Raw genomic sequence first — 16,187 nt, 5'->3', positions numbered from 1 at the left:
TTAGCCCGCCTTGTTCACACGCATGTACCATTCCACCAGCCTGCGAACCTGCCGGTCGGTGTAGCCGTGGCTGCGCATACGTTCGACGAACTCCTGGTGTTTGCCTTCGGTTTTGCTGTCCTTTTTTGAACCAAAGGAAATCACCGGCAGCAGCTCTTCGACCTGGCTGAACATGTGTTTTTCAATCACATCTCGCAGCTTCTCGTAGGAATTCCAGGCTGGATTGGCCCCGGTATTTGCCCGGTGACGCAGAGCAAATTTGACAACCTCGTTGCGGAAGTCCTTGGGGTTTGCGATGCCCACCGGCTTTTCAATCTTGCTCAGCTCGGCGTCCAGAACCTCGCGGTCGTAAAGCTGGCCGGTATCGGGATCTTTATAGTCCTGTTCTTCGATCCAGGCGTCAGCATAGGCGATATAGCGGTCAAAGACGTTCTGGCCGTATTCAGTATAGCTCTCGAGGTAGGCTTTCTGAATTTCGTTGCCGATGAACTCCTCATAGCGCGGCGCGAGCTCTGTCTTGATGAAGGCGAGATATTTTGCCTCGGTCTCGGCCGGGAACTGTTCCCGTTTGATCATCTGCTCCAGCACGTACATCAAATGGACCGGATCGGCGGCGACCTCATCGGTATCGAAATTGAATGTACTCGACAGAACCTTAAAGGCGAACCGGGTCGATATCCCATTCATCCCCTCATCCACACCCGCGCGGTCCTGATATTCCTGCACGGTCTTTGCCTTGGGGTCGGTGTCTTTCAGGCTCTCACCATCATAGACGCGCAGTTTGGAATAGAGGTTTGAGTTCTCGTGCGGCTTGAGCCGTGTCAGAACAGAAAAGCGGGACAGGATCTTCAGCGTTTCGGGCGCGCAAGGGGCGTTCGCCAGTTCACTATGCTCAATCAGTTTGTCATAGATCTTAGCCTCTTCTGTCACCCGCAGGCAGTAGGGAACTTTGACAATCGAAACACGGTCAATGAACGCCTCGTTGTTCTTGTTGTTCTTGAACTGCTGCCACTCGGATTCATTGGAGTGGGCCAGGATAAGCCCGGTGAAGGGGATCGCGCCAAAGCTCTCTGTCCCCATGTAGTTGCCTTCCTGCGTTGCTGTCAGCAACGGGTGCAGCATCTTGATCGGCGCCTTGAACATTTCGACAAACTCAAGAATGCCCTGGGTCGCGCGGTTCAAGCCACCAGAGAAGGAATAGGCATCCGGGTTGTCCTGGCTGAAATGTTCCAGCTGGCGGATGTCGACCTTGCCCACCAAAGTGGAAATATCCTGGTTGTTCTCGTCACCCGGCTCAACCTTGGCGACGCAGATGCGGCGCAAGCGCGATGGATACATGCGAACAACCGAAAACCTGTTGATGTCACCATCGAATTCATCCAGCCGCTGAACCGCCCAAGGTGACATCAGGCCCGGCAGGCGATGCTGCGCAATGCCGTATTCATCCTGCAGCAGCTTGCCCATGCGCACCGGATCAAACAGGCCCAGCGGGCTCTCGAAAATGGGAGACAGCTGATTTCCGGCCTTGAGCACGTAGATCGGCTGATCCTCGACCAGACGCTTCAATCGCTCCGCAAGAGAGGATTTACCGCCCCCGACCGGCCCAAGGAGATAGAGGATCTGCTTGCGTTCTTCCAACCCCTGCGCGGCATGACGGAAATAGCCCACGATCCGTTCGATCGTGTCTTCCATTCCGTAAAAGTCCTTGAAGGCGGCATATCGCTTGATGGTTCGGTTCTGAAAGATGGGGCCAAGACGCGAGTCCTTTGAGGTATCGACCAGCTCCTCGTCCCCGATCGCCTTGAGCATCCGCTCGGCAACATTGGCGTACATGCCCGGATCCTCACGGCAGGCGTTCAGATACTCCTGCAGTGACATCTCTTGCTCGCGCGTCTCGCCGTATTGTTCGGCAAATATTTCGGCAATGTCTTTCATCTGGCTCTAGCCTCCTAGCTTACTGCGCGCCATTCCTCCTGGGGTTCAAGTTTGCACACGGACAGAGGGAGCCCAGCGCGAGGGCCAAGGGTGTCCGCGTCAAATTATTCGTCTGAATTCTGCTCGGCGCCGAGACCGGCGGAGACAAGACCAGCGGGTCACTCTGATCGGTGACATTCCGGCTGGGGCCTGGGTTTCGGCGTCGTCTACTTACGTTCAACTCTACACCAATTTGGGTCTTCATCCTATCTGAAACTGGTGTGTTTTTGGTTAATTGCCAGTAGGTTTTAATAGAACACTTGTTCACACATCAGCGATTTCACCGTGACGTCCGCTGCTCAAATGTGGGGCTTTAACCCGGACGAAAAGCGCTGCTTTTGCGGGTTTCGGCCATAAAACACAAGCATTTCACCGCCATGCGAATCGTAAACGCAGCGCAAGAAATTCGTTAACGCCCCTCGCCGCAGCAGCCCCATCGAAAAGCGCACAATAAACAAGCACTAAAATTGAATACAAATTAGCCACACCTGCGCGTTTTCAGGAAAAACCGCGACAACAGAACCTAGACAAGATCATAAGCCCAGCCCCATTATGGCAGCAATATGGCCGCGAAGACGGTCGAGTTGAGCAAACATAACAGGCACCCAAGCGCTCCGTATTAGAGCGCCGTGGTCTATTGACGAGCGGTATATAAAAATGAGCACGGTTGGATACATCACCCGCGACATGGCGGGCACTAAGCAGCATGGCACTTCTGTTGAGGCACCCCAGGCTGCAATTGCAGTGGCTCACGCCAAAGATATTTCCCTCAATCTCGGCCCTTCTGACGTTGAGAGCTACGCCCGCCGCGGCAGTGATCTGCACATCACGCTGATCGACGGCCAGGTCATTGTGCTCGACGGGTTTTATGACACCGGCGCCACCGGCGGCAAGAACCTGTTCCTCAGCGAAGAAGGCAACTTCATCGAGGTTGTCCTCGAAGACCGCACCGACGGCATGCTGTTTGCCAGCTACGAACCCCTCGATCTGAGCGGCAAGTGGAGCGCCTATGATGACATGGTGTTCCTTGACGTTGAGCGCATCGAACCGGTTGTCGCACCTCTCGTTGCACCGTTGGTTGGCGGCCTCGGCACTGCTGGTGCTGCGGCTGGTGTAGCTGGCGCGGCCGTCCTTGTCGGCGGTGGTGGCGGCGGCGGCGGTGGTGGCGGGTCGACAACCCCCACGGTCGACAATCCTGATGCAACCTATCCCGTGGCCAGCGCCACAACCGATGATGTCGTCGTCAGCGGCACAGGCGCGCCGGGTTCGGTGGTAGAAGTCACCCTTGGCACCATCGTCGCGACAACCACCGTCAAGGACGATGGCACCTGGGTTGTGAACTTCCCTGTGACCAATCTGCCACCGGATGGTGACTACGAAACCACCGTCTATGTGAAAGATCCGCAAGGCACCGAGTTCAATCTCGACGGGCCGTCGGTCATTATTGACACCACCCCCCCGCCGATTGCCGTCAACACCGTCGAAGGTGACGATCACGTCAACTACATCGAAGTGGCAGATGGCGTTCAGATCAACGGCACCGGCGAAGCGGGCGCAAGCGTCAGCGTGGTCTTTCAGGGTGTGACCCGCACAACCACGGTTGCCCAGGATGGCACCTGGTCCGTGAACTACGGCGTGAACGAAGTGGCCACCGGCATCTACACCTCGACAATCGAAGTGACGAGCGCCGATGCCTTTGGCAACACCAGCACAACCACGCACACCATCAATGTCGACACCGAAACCCGCGTGACAATCAACACGCAGGTCGGCGACGACCACATCATCAGCGGCGCAGAACAGGCCACCGGCATTACTCTGACCGGCACGGCCGAAGCTGGCTCTTCCGTTGTCGTCACCTTCCAAGGTGTCAGCCGCACCGTGCAGGCTGATGGTGCAGGAAACTGGTCAGCAAGCTATCTCAGCTCCGAAATCGCAACCGGCACCTATAACGCGGCGGTCTCTGCTGTTGCGACAGATATTCACGGCAACGTCAGCTCTGCCTCGACCTTTATTCCCGTTGATACGGAAACAACTGCGGCACTGGATGCGGTTCAGGCCACCGACGGCGTTATTTCTGCACCCGAAGCAGCCGCAGGCGTGACCCTCACCGGCACCGCCGAGGCCGGCGCAACTGTCGCCGTGACGCTCGAGGGGACAACACGGACCGTCACGGCGGATGCTCAGGGTAAATGGAGTGCGGATTTCACCTCTAGCGAAATCCCCACCGGCGAATACGACGCCAATGTTTCGGTCACCGCGACCGATGCCGTTGGCAACACCGCCTCGACCACAGGCACCGTCCGTGTCGATACAGAAACCACTGTGGCCCTCAGCAATCCGCTGGCGGGTGACAACTTGATCAACGGCGTAGAGGCCAGCAACGGTCTGAACCTGACCGGCACCGCAGAACCCGGCGCATCGGTTGTTGTGACACTGGGCAACGCAAGCCGTACCGTGACGGCAGACCAGCAAGGCAACTGGACCGCAACCTTTGTCGGTTCGGATATTGCCGACGGCGCTTATGACACGACAGTCACGGCAACTGCGACGGACGCTTATGGCAACACAGCGACCACCAGCAGCAGCATCCGCGTCGACACCACGACCACTGTCGGCATTGATCCGGGCCAAGCTGGCGGGGATGACCTTCTGAACGGCGCCGAAGCCTCTGGTGGTCTCACCCTGACTGGCACAGCAGAGGCCGGTGCCTCCGTCGCTGTCACGTTCCAAGGGATCACCCGCACTGTCACTGCGGATGCACAGGGCCGCTGGAGCGCGCCTTATGGCGCAAACGAGATTACACAATCTGCAACCCCCTATGACTCTCCCATCAGCGTCACCGCGACCGATCTGGCGGGCAACACCGAGACCGCAACAGGCACGCTGCGGGTGGACACCTCCACTTCGGTCACCATCGACCCCAATCAGGCGGGCGACGATATTGTCAACGCAGCAGAAGCCCAGGCGGGCGTCACCCTCACGGGCGCGGCAGAGCCCGGCTCCAGCGTTCAGGTCACCGTTGCAGGTGTCACACGTACAGCGACCGTTGCCCAGAATGGTACATGGTCCGCACTGTTTGAACCGGGCGCGCTGACAGGTGGTGAATACAATACCTCGGTCACAGTGTCGGCGACGGACGCGGCGGGTAACACCGCCTCGACCTCCTCTGCCCTGCGGGTGGATACCGTTGCCGGCACTGTGGCGCTATCTCCTGACCCGATTGAAATCGACGACGTCATCAACGCGACAGAACGCGCAGACGGTGTCGAAATCAGCGGTACGGCAACGCCGGGTCTGGTGGTGACAGTTGGCCTAGGCACTGCAAGTCGCCAGGTCACTGCGGACAATGCTGGCAACTGGTCAACCACCTTCCCGGCTGGCGATATCCCCACCGGTGAAACCACGCTGCCGATCACCGCTTCGATCGTGGACGACGCAGGCAACACGGCAAGTGTGTCCGACACCGTTGAGCTTGATACCCATGTTGTACCTCTCACCGTTCAGCCGAACCAGACCGCGGATGATGTGATCACCAAGGCAGAGCAGCAAGCTGGTGTTACCTTCAACGGGACAGTTGAAGCCGGATCGGCAGTCAAAGTCATCGTTGATGGTAAGGAAGTGACTGCAACGGTTGACGCATCTGGCAATTGGAGTGCGACGCTCAATGATGCGGACCTGCCTGATGGCGACCGCACCGTGATCGCGACTATTTCAGCGACCGATGCAGCCGGAAACACCGAGACTGTGACCGAGCAGTTCGACATTGATACAGTGGTCGATCCCGCGTCCATCTACGCGCTCAAAATCACGGGTCAAGGGATCCTTGAACTCGAAACAAAAGACGCCACCGACAACTACACGGTGAACACGCTTAATCCCGCCGGTACAGTGAGCTCACCCGCTGCCACCAAAACGGTAGATCCGCAAGACGGAACCGAGTTCGAATTCGGCGCGCCGATCCCGGACGGCACTCACCTCGTGCTGTCGCGGTCGGATGCTGTTGGCAACACGTCCAGCACGCTTGTTATTTTCGATGACAATGCCACCAACTCTGGCACCCTTGATCATGCCAAGCTTGGCGACTTCAACATCGACAACCTTGATCTGCAATTCTCCACTGACGTCCAACTGACGTTGAGCGAAGCTGATATCAAAGCTCTGTCAAACAACTCTGACACGCTGACCATTCACGGCAGTGATAATGACAATGATCGCATCACACTGACAGGTGGCAACGCTACAAGCGCAGGAACACGCGTTGTGGATGGCGAGGTGTATAATGTCTACACGATCGGAAACGACGGCACGACCCTGGTGGTCGATAACGATGTTCAGGTGATCATCTAATCCGAAAACAGGTCGACCGGGGGCCGGTCAAACACTATAGCTGGCCCTCGACCAAATACCCGGACACAAGGGTAAGGACACAGGCAATGCGAGGGGGCAGAATGCAGCTGGGACGACCCATTGGCGTGGTGGCACTTTTGTGTTGCCTGTCCGGGTGCATGCAATCCCTGCCCTTTGCCAAAGCTGGCGAAGACGAAAATGTGAACCGTCGTGCCAGCAGCTTTGCCCAACCGGACGCAGAAAACCCGTCGCAGGTGATTTCAACGCTGATGCAACGCCGCTCTCTCCTGGAGGACGGAAGCATCTATGACACGGTCGCTCGGTCCGCCATCGATGCCTCGGCACGCGCCTCGGAGGCAGAGCTGACAAGCGCCAAACTCCGGGCGGAGGCGAAGTCCAAGAACTGGCTACCCACAATCGGTCCTTCGGTCAGCCTGACCGACCTTGGCGATCTGGTGGCTGGCATCCTGATCGAACAGGTGCTGTTCGACAACGGCAGGCGCAAGGCTGAACGCGCCTTTGCTGCAGCAGATGTCGAAGTCGCGGCCGTGAACCTGTCCATCGACATGAACAGCCGGGTGGAAAGCGCCCTTGGTCTTTACGTGTCGGGACTTCGCGGCCAAGAGAAAGCTGCCGTCGGCAGCCGGGCCCTGTCGCGGATGTACGAATTCGAACGGATTGTGCAGGGCCGCGTTGATGGCGGCGTCTCGGATCGCTCTGACCTCAATGTTGTCCGCAGCAAAATCAACGGGATGCGCTCTGCGGTCGCGACAGCCAATGATGCCACAGCCGCTGCCCATGCAGAACTGAAGGCCCTCACCGGTCAGACATTCGAACAAAAGCCCGCACGGCTTCAGCTGACCACACCTCCCGATGGTAGCGGCTATCTGACAGTTCTGAAGGCCGAAGCAGAAGCCACCCGCAGCGTCGAACAGGCCAAGATGGAACGCGCGGGCCTTCTGCCGCAGGTCTCGGCTGCAGGGAATGTAACCAGCGACGGCTCTGGTGCGGGTCTGACACTGGATCTTGCCCAACCCTTTGGTCTTGGCACCCCCGCCGCCCTCAAGGCGATCGAGGCAACGAAGGAAGTTGCCAAGCGCCAGGTGGCAGAAGTCGAAGAAGATGCCCGACGTGACTACAGTCGGCAGATGCAGCGCCTTGCCTCCTACCAGCGTCAGGAAGCCGAGGCCGCCGCCCTGGCCCAGACCAGCCGCGAGACCTACCGCCTGTTCCAGGCCCAATTCAAAGCCGGTCAGCGTTCCGTGATGGATGTCGTGTCGATCTACGAAGAGGTCGTGCGCAGGGAGCAGGCGCATATTGACGCAAAATACGAAGTCGTCCTGATCCAGCTTGCGCTGGCACGCGACATGGGCCTTTTGGCAGATGGGGACCGGATTTGAGCAACTCCAATCGTCCAACGGATCAAACGATGCTGCGCTCCGTTCCCCCTGCGCCCCGCGATGGCAAGCCCGCGCTGCGTGCAGTTGATACAGACGCAGGCCATCACCCAAGCCACGCCGTTTCCCCATCCGCCCCGCAACAAGCGCCCGGAAATCTTGATCTGACGGGCCTGCTGGATGATGGCAACGTGGGAGAAGTCAGCGCACTGATCGAGGACGCAACCGCCCGGATCCAACATCGTGCGGCACTGATTGCGACCTTTGCATCGCTCAAGGGCACCAATGTTCCGCTGAGTGATGTCGCTGAGTTCATGTGGCGCAACGACCCGAGCGATGTCTCCGTTGATTCACTGGCGCGCGCATTGCAGACCACGGGGATGCAGGCCCAGATCAACCACAACGTACCCCTCGTTGCGGAAAGCTGGCCTGCGCTCGCGATGATGAACAACGGCCAATGCGTTCTGGTCATCTCGCAAAGCCGCGATACGGTCGTCATCTATGACACCACATGCCATGACAACCAGGCCGAAGTCCCGGTTGGCGAGTTTGGCCCGTATTTCACCGGCACGACCCTGGGCGCACGCAATTCTCTCAAACAGATTGCCGCGCGCCACACTCCGCAGCTTGAAAGCGATCACTGGTTCTGGGGAGAATTCCCCAAATATCGCCGTCAGGTGGGCGAGATCATGCTTGGCTCGTTGGTTGCGAATATCCTTGCTGTGTCAGTCGCCTTGTTTTCGCTGCAAGTTTATGACCGGGTCGTTCCGCATCAGTCGCACGCCACGCTGTGGGTGCTGGCGATCGGCGCCTTTCTGGCGATCATGCTGGAGGCCCTGCTGAAGCTTGCTCGTGCCCGCTTGACCGATGCGGCAGGCAGACAGATCGAATTGTCTGTGCAAAACAACCTGATGCGCCGCCTGATCGGTATGCGTTCGGACAAAAAACCCCTGCCACCATCCGGTCTTTTTGCTGCGATGCGGGATTTCGGCTCGGTTCGGGAGTTCTTTACGTCCACCACAATCTCAACCCTAGCAGACATTCCGTTCATCGCCGTGTTCCTGCTGCTGGTTGCCTCTATCGCGGGACCAATTGTCTGGATCATTATCGCAGGCGGCGTTTTGATGCTTTTGCCTGCGTATTTCATGCAGAAGCGCATGATTGCGCTGACCCGCCAGACCCAAGGCGCAAATGCCAAGGCAGGTCGGCTTTTGCATGAGGTGGTCAACGAGCTGGACACGTTGAAGAGCCAACGTGGCGAAGACCGAGTGCTGCGTCTGTGGGATGAGCTGAACACCCTGTCGACCCATGCCGCAACCGAGCAGCGTCGACTGGCGAGCGCCCTAACCCATTGGTCGCAGGGCGTCCAGCAGGCCACCTATATCGGCTCTGTTGTTGTTGGCACATTGATGGTGTTCGCCGGAGAGTTCACAGTCGGGACAATCATTGCCACCGGCATTCTGACCAGCCGCACGCTTGCGCCCCTGACACAGTTCGCCGCGACATTGGCCCGCTGGAGCAACGTCAAGGCCGCACTGGAAGGGCTCGACGCGATCGCGAATTCGGCTCAGGAAAAAGAAGACGAGCGCACCTATCTGCGCCGGGACAGCCTGCAAGGCCGGTTTGAACTGCGCGAGGTCATGTTCCGTTATGACGAAGATGGCGCACCCACTCTGGATGTGCCGGGAGTTGCGGTGACACCGGGTCAGCGCGTCGCCGTTCTTGGCGTCAATGGTTCCGGAAAATCCACATTGCTCAAGCTGATGTCAGGCCTTTACGCCCCGGACCGGGGCCGGGTCATGATCGATGGCACCGACATGAGCCAGATCGACCCTCGCGACCTGCGTCGCCACATTGGCTATCTCAGCCAGGACGTGCGCCTGTTTGCAGGCACCCTGCGCGAGAACCTCAACCTGAACCAGCTGGAACGCGATGACGAACGGCTGATGACCGCCCTGGATTTCGCTGGCCTTGGTGCACATGTACGCAATCACCACAAGGGGCTTGATCTTGAAATCCTCGACGGCGGTGGCGGCCTGTCCATCGGTCAGCGTCAGTCCATTGGCTGGGCGCGCCTGTGGCTGCAAAACCCGTCGATCGTCTTGCTGGATGAGCCGACAGCGGCACTGGACCAGACGCTGGAACGGACATTGGTAAGCAGGCTGGAGACTTGGCTAGAAGGGCGCACGACCGTGATCGCGACCCACCGCATGCCCATTCTCTCCCTCACCAATCGCACGCTGATCTTGCAGTCTGGCCGAATGGTTGTGGATGGCCCGCGTGATCAGGTTCTGGCGCATCTGGCCGCCGGGGAAGGCAAATGACGTCGACAGAATTCGATCTCAACGAAAGCTCCCGCGGGGCCAGCCGCATCATCTATCTGGTGGCAGGAGCGTTGGTTGTTTTCCTGCTTTGGGCAAGCTTTGCCTGGGTCGATGAAATCGTGCGCGCCGATGGCGAAGTGGTCTCCTCCTCGCGTTCCCAGATTGTGCAGAACCTTGAAGGCGGCATTCTTGCAGAGCTGCACGTCCATCAGGGCGATGAGGTCAAAGCCGGTCAGATCCTCGCACGGCTGCAGGACACCAAGTTCAGAGCCGCCGCCGACGACCTCCAGGACCGCATCGACGCACTGGAGATCAAGCAGTACCGGCTGGAAGCTGAACTGGAAGGCGCGTTTGATTTTGATGTTCCTCAAGAGCTCGCCGATCGCTCGCCTGGCATCTACACCTCAGAGCGCGCCCTTTTGAACGCGCGTCAGACGGATTTCACCAGCCGCCGGGAAAGCGCGCGTGAAATCCTGGACCAACTGAAAGACGAACACGCGAACATGCAGCGGCTCTACAAGAAAGAGATCGTTGCGCTGATCGAAGTGAACCGGGCCCAGAAGGCCGTCAGCGACGCACAGGCGAAATACAATGAAATCGGCACGCAATCTGAATTGGAGTTGGCGGAAGACTACTCCAAAACCCTGCGCGAGCTGACATCGTACCGGCAGGAACTGCGACTGGCGCGTGACCAACTGGAGCGGACTGTCATCACCTCCCCCATGGCTGGTATCGTCAACAGCCTGTCGGTCACCACCATCGGAGGCGTCATCCGTCCCGGCGAGGAGATCCTCGAAATCATCCCACTGGGCGAGGAGATGTTCGTCGAAGCGCGGGTGAAGCCAGAAAACATCGCAAGTGTTCAGCCAGGCCAGGACGCAACGATCAAGCTTTCGGCCTATGACTACACCATTTACGGCTCTCTACGGGGCAAGGTGGATTTTGTCTCTGCTGACACTTTTGAAGATGAACGCAATCCACGTGCCGAACCCTATTACCGAGTGACGGTAAAAGTGGACCGTTCTCAGTTCACTGAACGCCAGCAGGAAATCGAGATCCGCCCCGGAATGCGCGCCACCGCCGAGCTGCAGACCGGAACAAAGACCATCCTGCAGTACTTGCTGAAACCGCTCTACAAATCGCGCGAGGCGCTGCGGGAACCCTGAATCAAAACAGCTGCGCATCAGACGATACGCAGCTGCAAAAGAGTGGGCATTGAAATGGGGTCAGCTGGCTGAGCGCATCATCGCGTGAACTGTTTGATCAAACGTCGTCCCAATCGAGACACGGCGCTTTCCCATAGCTGCCTTGGCAGAGATCACAGAAACCAACTGCGGTTTGCGCCCTGGCGTGACAGAGAACACAGGAGCGCCGGATGCTCCGAAATCAACCCGGCATGTCATCACGACCGTTTGGTTTTGCCGTGCGAGCACTTCACAGCCTTTTTCCAGATTTGGGCGGTCCTGTTGTGCCATCGAATACGACAGGACATCCACGGCAGCACCACGCGCGGGTTGGCCTGCCAGTTTGAATGGTTGGATCATCAACCGGGAAATCGGGCTATCAAGGCGTAGAATTGCAATGTCATGCCCCAGTTGGGCGTCTGCGTTGCGTTTGTATTGATAGCCCGGGTGCAAAACAGCCTTGACGACAGACCGCGCCGCCTTGGCCCGGCGACCGTTCAGCCCCGCCTCAAAGCGGATACCGTTTGGATTGACCTGCTGGCCCGTGACCGGATCAAACAGGCAATGCGCAGCAGTCACAACAAGATCCGGCGCGACAAGCGCACCGGTGCACATGTTGCGACCGGAAATATTGAGACGGCCAACGGCCTCCCAACCCACCACGGTTTTAACACTTGGCTGCACCTCCTGTGCAGCCACATCTTCAGGCATGCCAAATAGCAGACATGCCGCCAAAGCAGCAAAAATGCGTTTCATCGCCCACTCCAAATTCCCACTTCCTCACCTTGTTTCAAGGCTAGGGCTGGAATGAGACGCAATGCTGCTGAACATGGCCGAAACCATGTGCAGAATAAGACACCACTAACAAATCGTTAACCCCCCCGGGTTTTGATGCCCCATCATCGCAAAAAAAACGCAGATTACCCACTTTTTCTCGTTAAATCCGTAAAATTTCTTATAACTAACTGATTTTTAATAAAACTATCCCGACGACTTCGGCGCCCTCCCCTTTTCGGTTGCCCGGATTTAGGCATTGCCGTGTCAGTCGCGCCACAATCGATCGCGACGCCCCAGAAGCGCCCACGGGAGATAGGCTTCATGGGCCGCATTAGATTTCAGATTTTGAAAACTTCGGAATCCCGAAACAATCCGTTTCCTGCGCCCACGTTAACCAAACGAGCCCAGAACGCCTGAAAACAAGGGGGAAAAACCCTCTCGGGGAATCGCTATAGGTATTTGGTTGTGAAAGCAGTTTTTGGTTTGGGCACCGGAATTGGCCTGAATGCGGGTGGACAAGAAACGCCATCGCGCCATCTGCAGCTGCAAGCAATATTATTTGTTACGATTGATCAGGACACAGAACCGAATGCCAGAGAGAAGCAGCGAGACAAAGGGTGGCCGAGTTGGATCGCAATCCGACAAAGCACAGGAACAGACACATGTGGCGGCGCTCGCGGCGACAAAGCTGGCTGATGGACTGATTGACCCCAAGCTAGTTTTGGCCTGGCTCTTGAATGCCATCGGCGCACCCGGCTTTTTGATCGGCATCCTTGTGCCAGTCCGAGAGGCGGGCTCTCTCCTGCCGCAACTGGCTCTGGCCCGCCACATCGAGAGGCGGCGGATCCGAAAACCCTTTTGGGCGGGCGGATCCGCGATACAGGGGATGGCCGCCCTTGGGATCGCCGCAGCGGCGATTGCCCTGCCCGGCACGGCAGCGGGTTGGGTCATCCTCGGCCTTCTTGCCGTGCTGGCCGTCGCGCGTGCAGCGTGCTCCAGCAGCTACAAGGATATTCTGGCCCGCACGGTGCCAAAGGGGCGCAGGGGATCGGTTTCGGGAACCGCGGGCACAATCGGCGCAGGAGGAGTGCTGGTGTTTGCTCTGTGGCTTGGGGCAGACATCCTGCCACGAACCACCGGCTCGATCTCGGTTGTCATTGCCTGTGCCGGTCTTCTGTGGATTGGCGCGGCTTTCATTTTTCTGCGGCTGGACGAACCAGAGGCAGATCCAGACCCCGACAGTGATTTTCAACTGGAAGAGCTGGTGAAACCACTACAACAGGATGACGAATTCCGTACCTATATCGGGACACGGGCCCTGATGATCTCTACCGCGTTGGCACCACCGTTTCTTGTAATGTTGGGCGGGCAGTCCAGCGAAACTGGCGTTGCGAACCTCGGCATGTTGATGCTCGCATCTTCGATCGCGGCGATCACATCTTCCTATATCTGGGGTCGGTTTTCCGATCGCTCTAGCCGGAAGACGCTCATGACATCGGGCGCTCTCTGTGCGGCGGTTCTGGGCCTTGCGGCGGCACTTGGTGGGCTTGGCGACAATCCTATCTCAAGCTGGGTTTTGGCCTCTCTCTTGTTCTTGGCCCAGCTGGCCTATCAAGGGGCGCGTGCAGGGCGGAAAACACATCTCACGGATATGGACACCCACGGGCACACTTCTCTCTACACGGCGCTCTCGAACTCGATGATCGGTGTTCTCTTGCTCTGCGGCGGCGCATTCGGCTGGCTCGCAGATGCCTTTGGTCCGGCGCTGGTATTGGCCGTTCTGGCGGCAATGGCAGGAGCGGGCGCCGCTTTGGGCGCGCGCCTGTCAGAGGTGCAGGACGATCCCAGCTGACGACGGATCAGGCCCTGTGCTCTGGCCGCTCAGCGTCAATCCCGGCGCCATACAACACCACAAAAGCAGAGAGCCACATCCAGGTCAGCAGCAGGACAACCCCCGACAAGGTGCCAAATGTCTCGCTATAGCTGCCAAAAACCCGCACGTAATAGCTAAACCCGATGCTACCCGCGACCCACAGACTACAGCTGACAAAGGCGCCGGGTGTGATGCGGTGCCACTCTTCGCCCCGTCTGTCAGGTCCAAACCTATACAAAAGAGAGATCCCCACCATCCCGCTGACAAACATTAAAGGCCAGCGAACAACCTGGGCGATGTCACTCAAAAGCGGCGAATCCCCGAAAAGCGCAAGCGCCGCCGGGATAGCCGCGACCACAAGCACCAAAAACAGCGCGCCCACAATGGCGGCAAAGGTGATGATCAACTGCCGAATATAAAGCATGACCATGCCGCGCCGCTCTGCCCGATTATAGATGACATTCAACCCCTGCATCAGGCTGTTGGCAGCACGGGACGCGGACCAGAAAGCAATAGAGATGGACAAGATCGCGGCCCATCCCAGCCGATCCGGCCGCTCCATCGCGACGTCTACCAGCTGGCCATTCAACAGATCAGCCGCAGAGGGGGGCAACAGCCGCGTCAGCCACGCAGACTGTTCCGTAATGACCGTAGGGTCGGCAAACATGCCAAAAAGCGCGACCGCTGCTGTCATACCGGGAAAAACCGACAATAGCCCGTAGAACGCAACCCCGGCCGCCAATAGGCCGCCCTTCGCACGGTCCATCCGCTGCCAGGCATGCCACATCAGCCGGGCCCAACGGGGAAGACGTCGCAACCAGGCTGGATCCTTCTCAGCCACGGGGCGGTGCGGACGTGAGGCCTCATCAACCTGCTGTGGGGCGGCTTTGGTGATATTGTCCGTATTTCCGTCCACCTCAAGCCTCCATCAAAATCTATGAGTATCCAGCGCCGCCCAGCAGGGGCCTGCGCCATCAGCCGCCAGCCAAACCAGATGCTGGATCAGTCTCGCCACCCGTCAGTCACACAGCGTGCGATCAATAAGTGCAAGCCCAAGAAAAAACATCGAACCCAGAAAGACGATATTTGCCACACCGGCCACAGCCCCTGCAGCCCCACCAAACGCCAAGACACCAGCGCCCATCGCGATCATTGCAAAAAAGATAGCCCAGTTCATCGTTCTTTCCTTTTCTAACCACTCGAAAGGAAAACGCGGAACCTGGCTGCAAGGTTCCGCTTTGGCTGAAACGGGTTGGTCAGCCCCTGATCTCCGGGCGGATCTGGGCATAGGTCAACAGGGTAAAGACCACCGTCCCACCGATGACATTGCCGATGAGAACCGGAAGGAAGAACCCAAAGACCGCCTGACCAATCCCCAACTCTCCAAGAAGAAGCAGCAAAGCCATTTCCACAGACCCCGCAACAATATGGGTAAAGTCCCCCGCTGCGATCAGCCAGGTGAAGATCACGACCAGGACAATCTTGTTATTGGGCGCAGAGGGCATCATCCAAACAATGGCTGCGATCAAGATACCAGAGGGGATGCCGCTGATCAGCCCGATCATCGGCTCCATTCCCGTGGCATGTTCGCTGATCTTGATCATCGCCTCCAGCAACTCCGGCTTCAGCACAGGGGTGAGGCCGAAGAAGGCAGCGATGACAAAGGCCCCGACAACATTTGCGCCCAGCACAATGCCCCACAATCGCGCCGTCCGGACAAAACTGTTCATATCCTGTCTCAGGACGACTGGAACCACGGTCGTGATTGTGTTTTCGGTAAACAGTTGCATCCGGCCAAGGATGACCATCAAAAACCCAAGCGAGTAGCCAAGGTTTTCCACAAGCGGCGTCCAGTCGGCCTCCGGCAGATAGGCCCGAAAGAGCGATTTTCCCAAAACCGAGAAGCTGATCAGAATACCGGCGGCGATTCCAGACCACCAAAGCGCCCTGACCGGCCGCTCCAGCTCTTCTTCCCCTTCCCGGCGGATGGTCTCGAATATCAGACGGGGAGAGATCCCGACACCTTCTTCGACAATCTCTCGTTCTGCCTCTTCTTCGATCAGTTCGTCAGTCTGGGGCGCAATCGCCATCTCATTCCCCCGCAGCTACACCGGGAGAAAACGCACAAAGGCGGCTTTTTGTTCCCTTGGTCCTGCGGAGTGTGTCCTGGGGATTGATTCCGCCTTGTTGGCCTTCACAAACAGAAATAACCCCGCCGGAGCGAGGTTAGGAGCATTGGTATTTTGTTGTATATTGGTTGCGGGAGTAGGATTTGAACCTACGACCTTCAGGTTATGAGCCTGACGAG

At 58.0% G+C, this 16,187-nt stretch carries 11 protein-coding genes; 5 read left to right on the top strand and 6 right to left on the bottom strand.

Annotated elements, in window-relative coordinates; all coding sequences use genetic code 11:
* Positions 1–1,935 (bottom strand): PrkA family serine protein kinase, encoded by a 1,935-nt coding sequence (locus NIT7645_RS11405; protein ID WP_008560796.1) that lies wholly within the window; start codon positions 1,933–1,935, stop codon positions 1–3.
* A gap of 696 nt (positions 1,936–2,631) precedes the next feature.
* On the opposite strand from NIT7645_RS11405, the gene NIT7645_RS11400 reads away from it, so the two are divergent.
* The 4 genes from NIT7645_RS11400 (at position 2,632) to NIT7645_RS11385 (ending at position 11,211) form a co-directional block, all read left to right on the top strand.
* Positions 2,632–6,324 carry an Ig-like domain-containing protein gene (locus NIT7645_RS11400; protein ID WP_050687169.1) on the top strand — a complete coding sequence of 1,231 codons (3,693 nt, stop codon included), beginning with the start codon at positions 2,632–2,634 and terminating at the stop codon, positions 6,322–6,324.
* Between the two features lie 101 nt (positions 6,325–6,425).
* Complete coding sequence (locus NIT7645_RS11395) at positions 6,426–7,724, top strand: TolC family protein (protein WP_046210526.1); 1,299 nt, start codon at positions 6,426–6,428, stop codon at positions 7,722–7,724.
* Between the two features lie 29 nt (positions 7,725–7,753).
* Positions 7,754–10,045, top strand: a complete 2,292-nt coding sequence (locus NIT7645_RS11390) for an ATP-binding cassette domain-containing protein (protein WP_008561125.1) — start codon at positions 7,754–7,756, stop codon at positions 10,043–10,045.
* Positions 10,042–11,211, top strand: a complete 1,170-nt coding sequence (locus tag NIT7645_RS11385; RefSeq protein WP_008562937.1) for an HlyD family type I secretion periplasmic adaptor subunit — start codon at positions 10,042–10,044, stop codon at positions 11,209–11,211. The genes NIT7645_RS11390 and NIT7645_RS11385 overlap by 4 nt, the downstream gene beginning before the upstream one ends.
* 60 nt (positions 11,212–11,271) lie before the next feature.
* Here the strand turns inward: NIT7645_RS11385 and NIT7645_RS11380 are convergent, their stop codons facing one another.
* On the bottom strand, positions 11,272–11,985 hold the full coding sequence (locus NIT7645_RS11380) for a trypsin-like serine peptidase (protein ID WP_037302591.1): 714 nt from the start codon (positions 11,983–11,985) through the stop codon (positions 11,272–11,274).
* Positions 11,986–12,595: 610 nt separating this feature from the next.
* Between NIT7645_RS11380 and NIT7645_RS11375 the strand changes: the two genes are divergently transcribed.
* On the top strand, positions 12,596–13,858 hold the full coding sequence (locus tag NIT7645_RS11375; protein WP_008561598.1) for an MFS transporter: 1,263 nt from the start codon (positions 12,596–12,598) through the stop codon (positions 13,856–13,858).
* A gap of 7 nt (positions 13,859–13,865) precedes the next feature.
* Here NIT7645_RS11375 and NIT7645_RS11370 read toward each other — a convergent pair whose 3' ends face one another.
* From NIT7645_RS11370 to NIT7645_RS19605, 4 genes are all read right to left on the bottom strand, one after another.
* The gene (locus NIT7645_RS11370) at positions 13,866–14,795 is read right to left on the bottom strand and encodes a YihY/virulence factor BrkB family protein (RefSeq protein WP_008560932.1); all 930 of its coding nucleotides are present in this window, start codon (positions 14,793–14,795) and stop codon (positions 13,866–13,868) included.
* A gap of 102 nt (positions 14,796–14,897) precedes the next feature.
* Positions 14,898–15,056: a hypothetical protein gene (locus tag NIT7645_RS19420; RefSeq protein WP_008561189.1), complete on the bottom strand. Its 159-nt coding sequence runs from the start codon at positions 15,054–15,056 to the stop codon at positions 14,898–14,900.
* A 79-nt stretch (positions 15,057–15,135) separates the two neighbouring features.
* On the bottom strand, positions 15,136–15,969 hold the full coding sequence (locus NIT7645_RS11365) for a formate/nitrite transporter family protein (RefSeq protein ID WP_008561110.1): 834 nt from the start codon (positions 15,967–15,969) through the stop codon (positions 15,136–15,138).
* A gap of 15 nt (positions 15,970–15,984) precedes the next feature.
* A partial coding sequence (locus tag NIT7645_RS19605; protein ID WP_216818306.1) for a hypothetical protein occupies positions 15,985–16,187 on the bottom strand: 203 nt, incomplete at its 5' end.

The sequence above is a fragment of the Phaeobacter italicus genome, assembly GCF_001258055.1.
Lineage (GTDB): Bacteria > Pseudomonadota > Alphaproteobacteria > Rhodobacterales > Rhodobacteraceae > Phaeobacter > Phaeobacter italicus.
Note: the sequence above shows the minus strand (reverse complement) of the source record. Positions and strands in the feature narration are given on the sequence as shown.

Excerpts from the sequence above, each read along its gene's own strand:
- NIT7645_RS19420 (WP_008561189.1), bottom strand. The coding sequence starts at position 15,056 with ATGAACTGGGCTATCTTTTTTGCAATGATCGCGATGGGCGCTGGTGTC.
- NIT7645_RS11405 (WP_008560796.1), bottom strand. The coding sequence starts at position 1,935 with ATGAAAGACATTGCCGAAATATTTGCCGAACAATACGGCGAGACGCGC.
- NIT7645_RS11390 (WP_008561125.1), top strand. The coding sequence starts at position 7,754 with ATGCTGCGCTCCGTTCCCCCTGCGCCCCGCGATGGCAAGCCCGCGCTG.
- NIT7645_RS11395 (WP_046210526.1), top strand. The coding sequence starts at position 6,426 with ATGCAGCTGGGACGACCCATTGGCGTGGTGGCACTTTTGTGTTGCCTG.
- NIT7645_RS11380 (WP_037302591.1), bottom strand. The coding sequence starts at position 11,985 with ATGAAACGCATTTTTGCTGCTTTGGCGGCATGTCTGCTATTTGGCATG.
- NIT7645_RS11400 (WP_050687169.1), top strand. The coding sequence starts at position 2,632 with ATGAGCACGGTTGGATACATCACCCGCGACATGGCGGGCACTAAGCAG.
- NIT7645_RS11365 (WP_008561110.1), bottom strand. The coding sequence starts at position 15,969 with ATGGCGATTGCGCCCCAGACTGACGAACTGATCGAAGAAGAGGCAGAA.
- NIT7645_RS11375 (WP_008561598.1), top strand. The coding sequence starts at position 12,596 with ATGCCAGAGAGAAGCAGCGAGACAAAGGGTGGCCGAGTTGGATCGCAA.
- NIT7645_RS11385 (WP_008562937.1), top strand. The coding sequence starts at position 10,042 with ATGACGTCGACAGAATTCGATCTCAACGAAAGCTCCCGCGGGGCCAGC.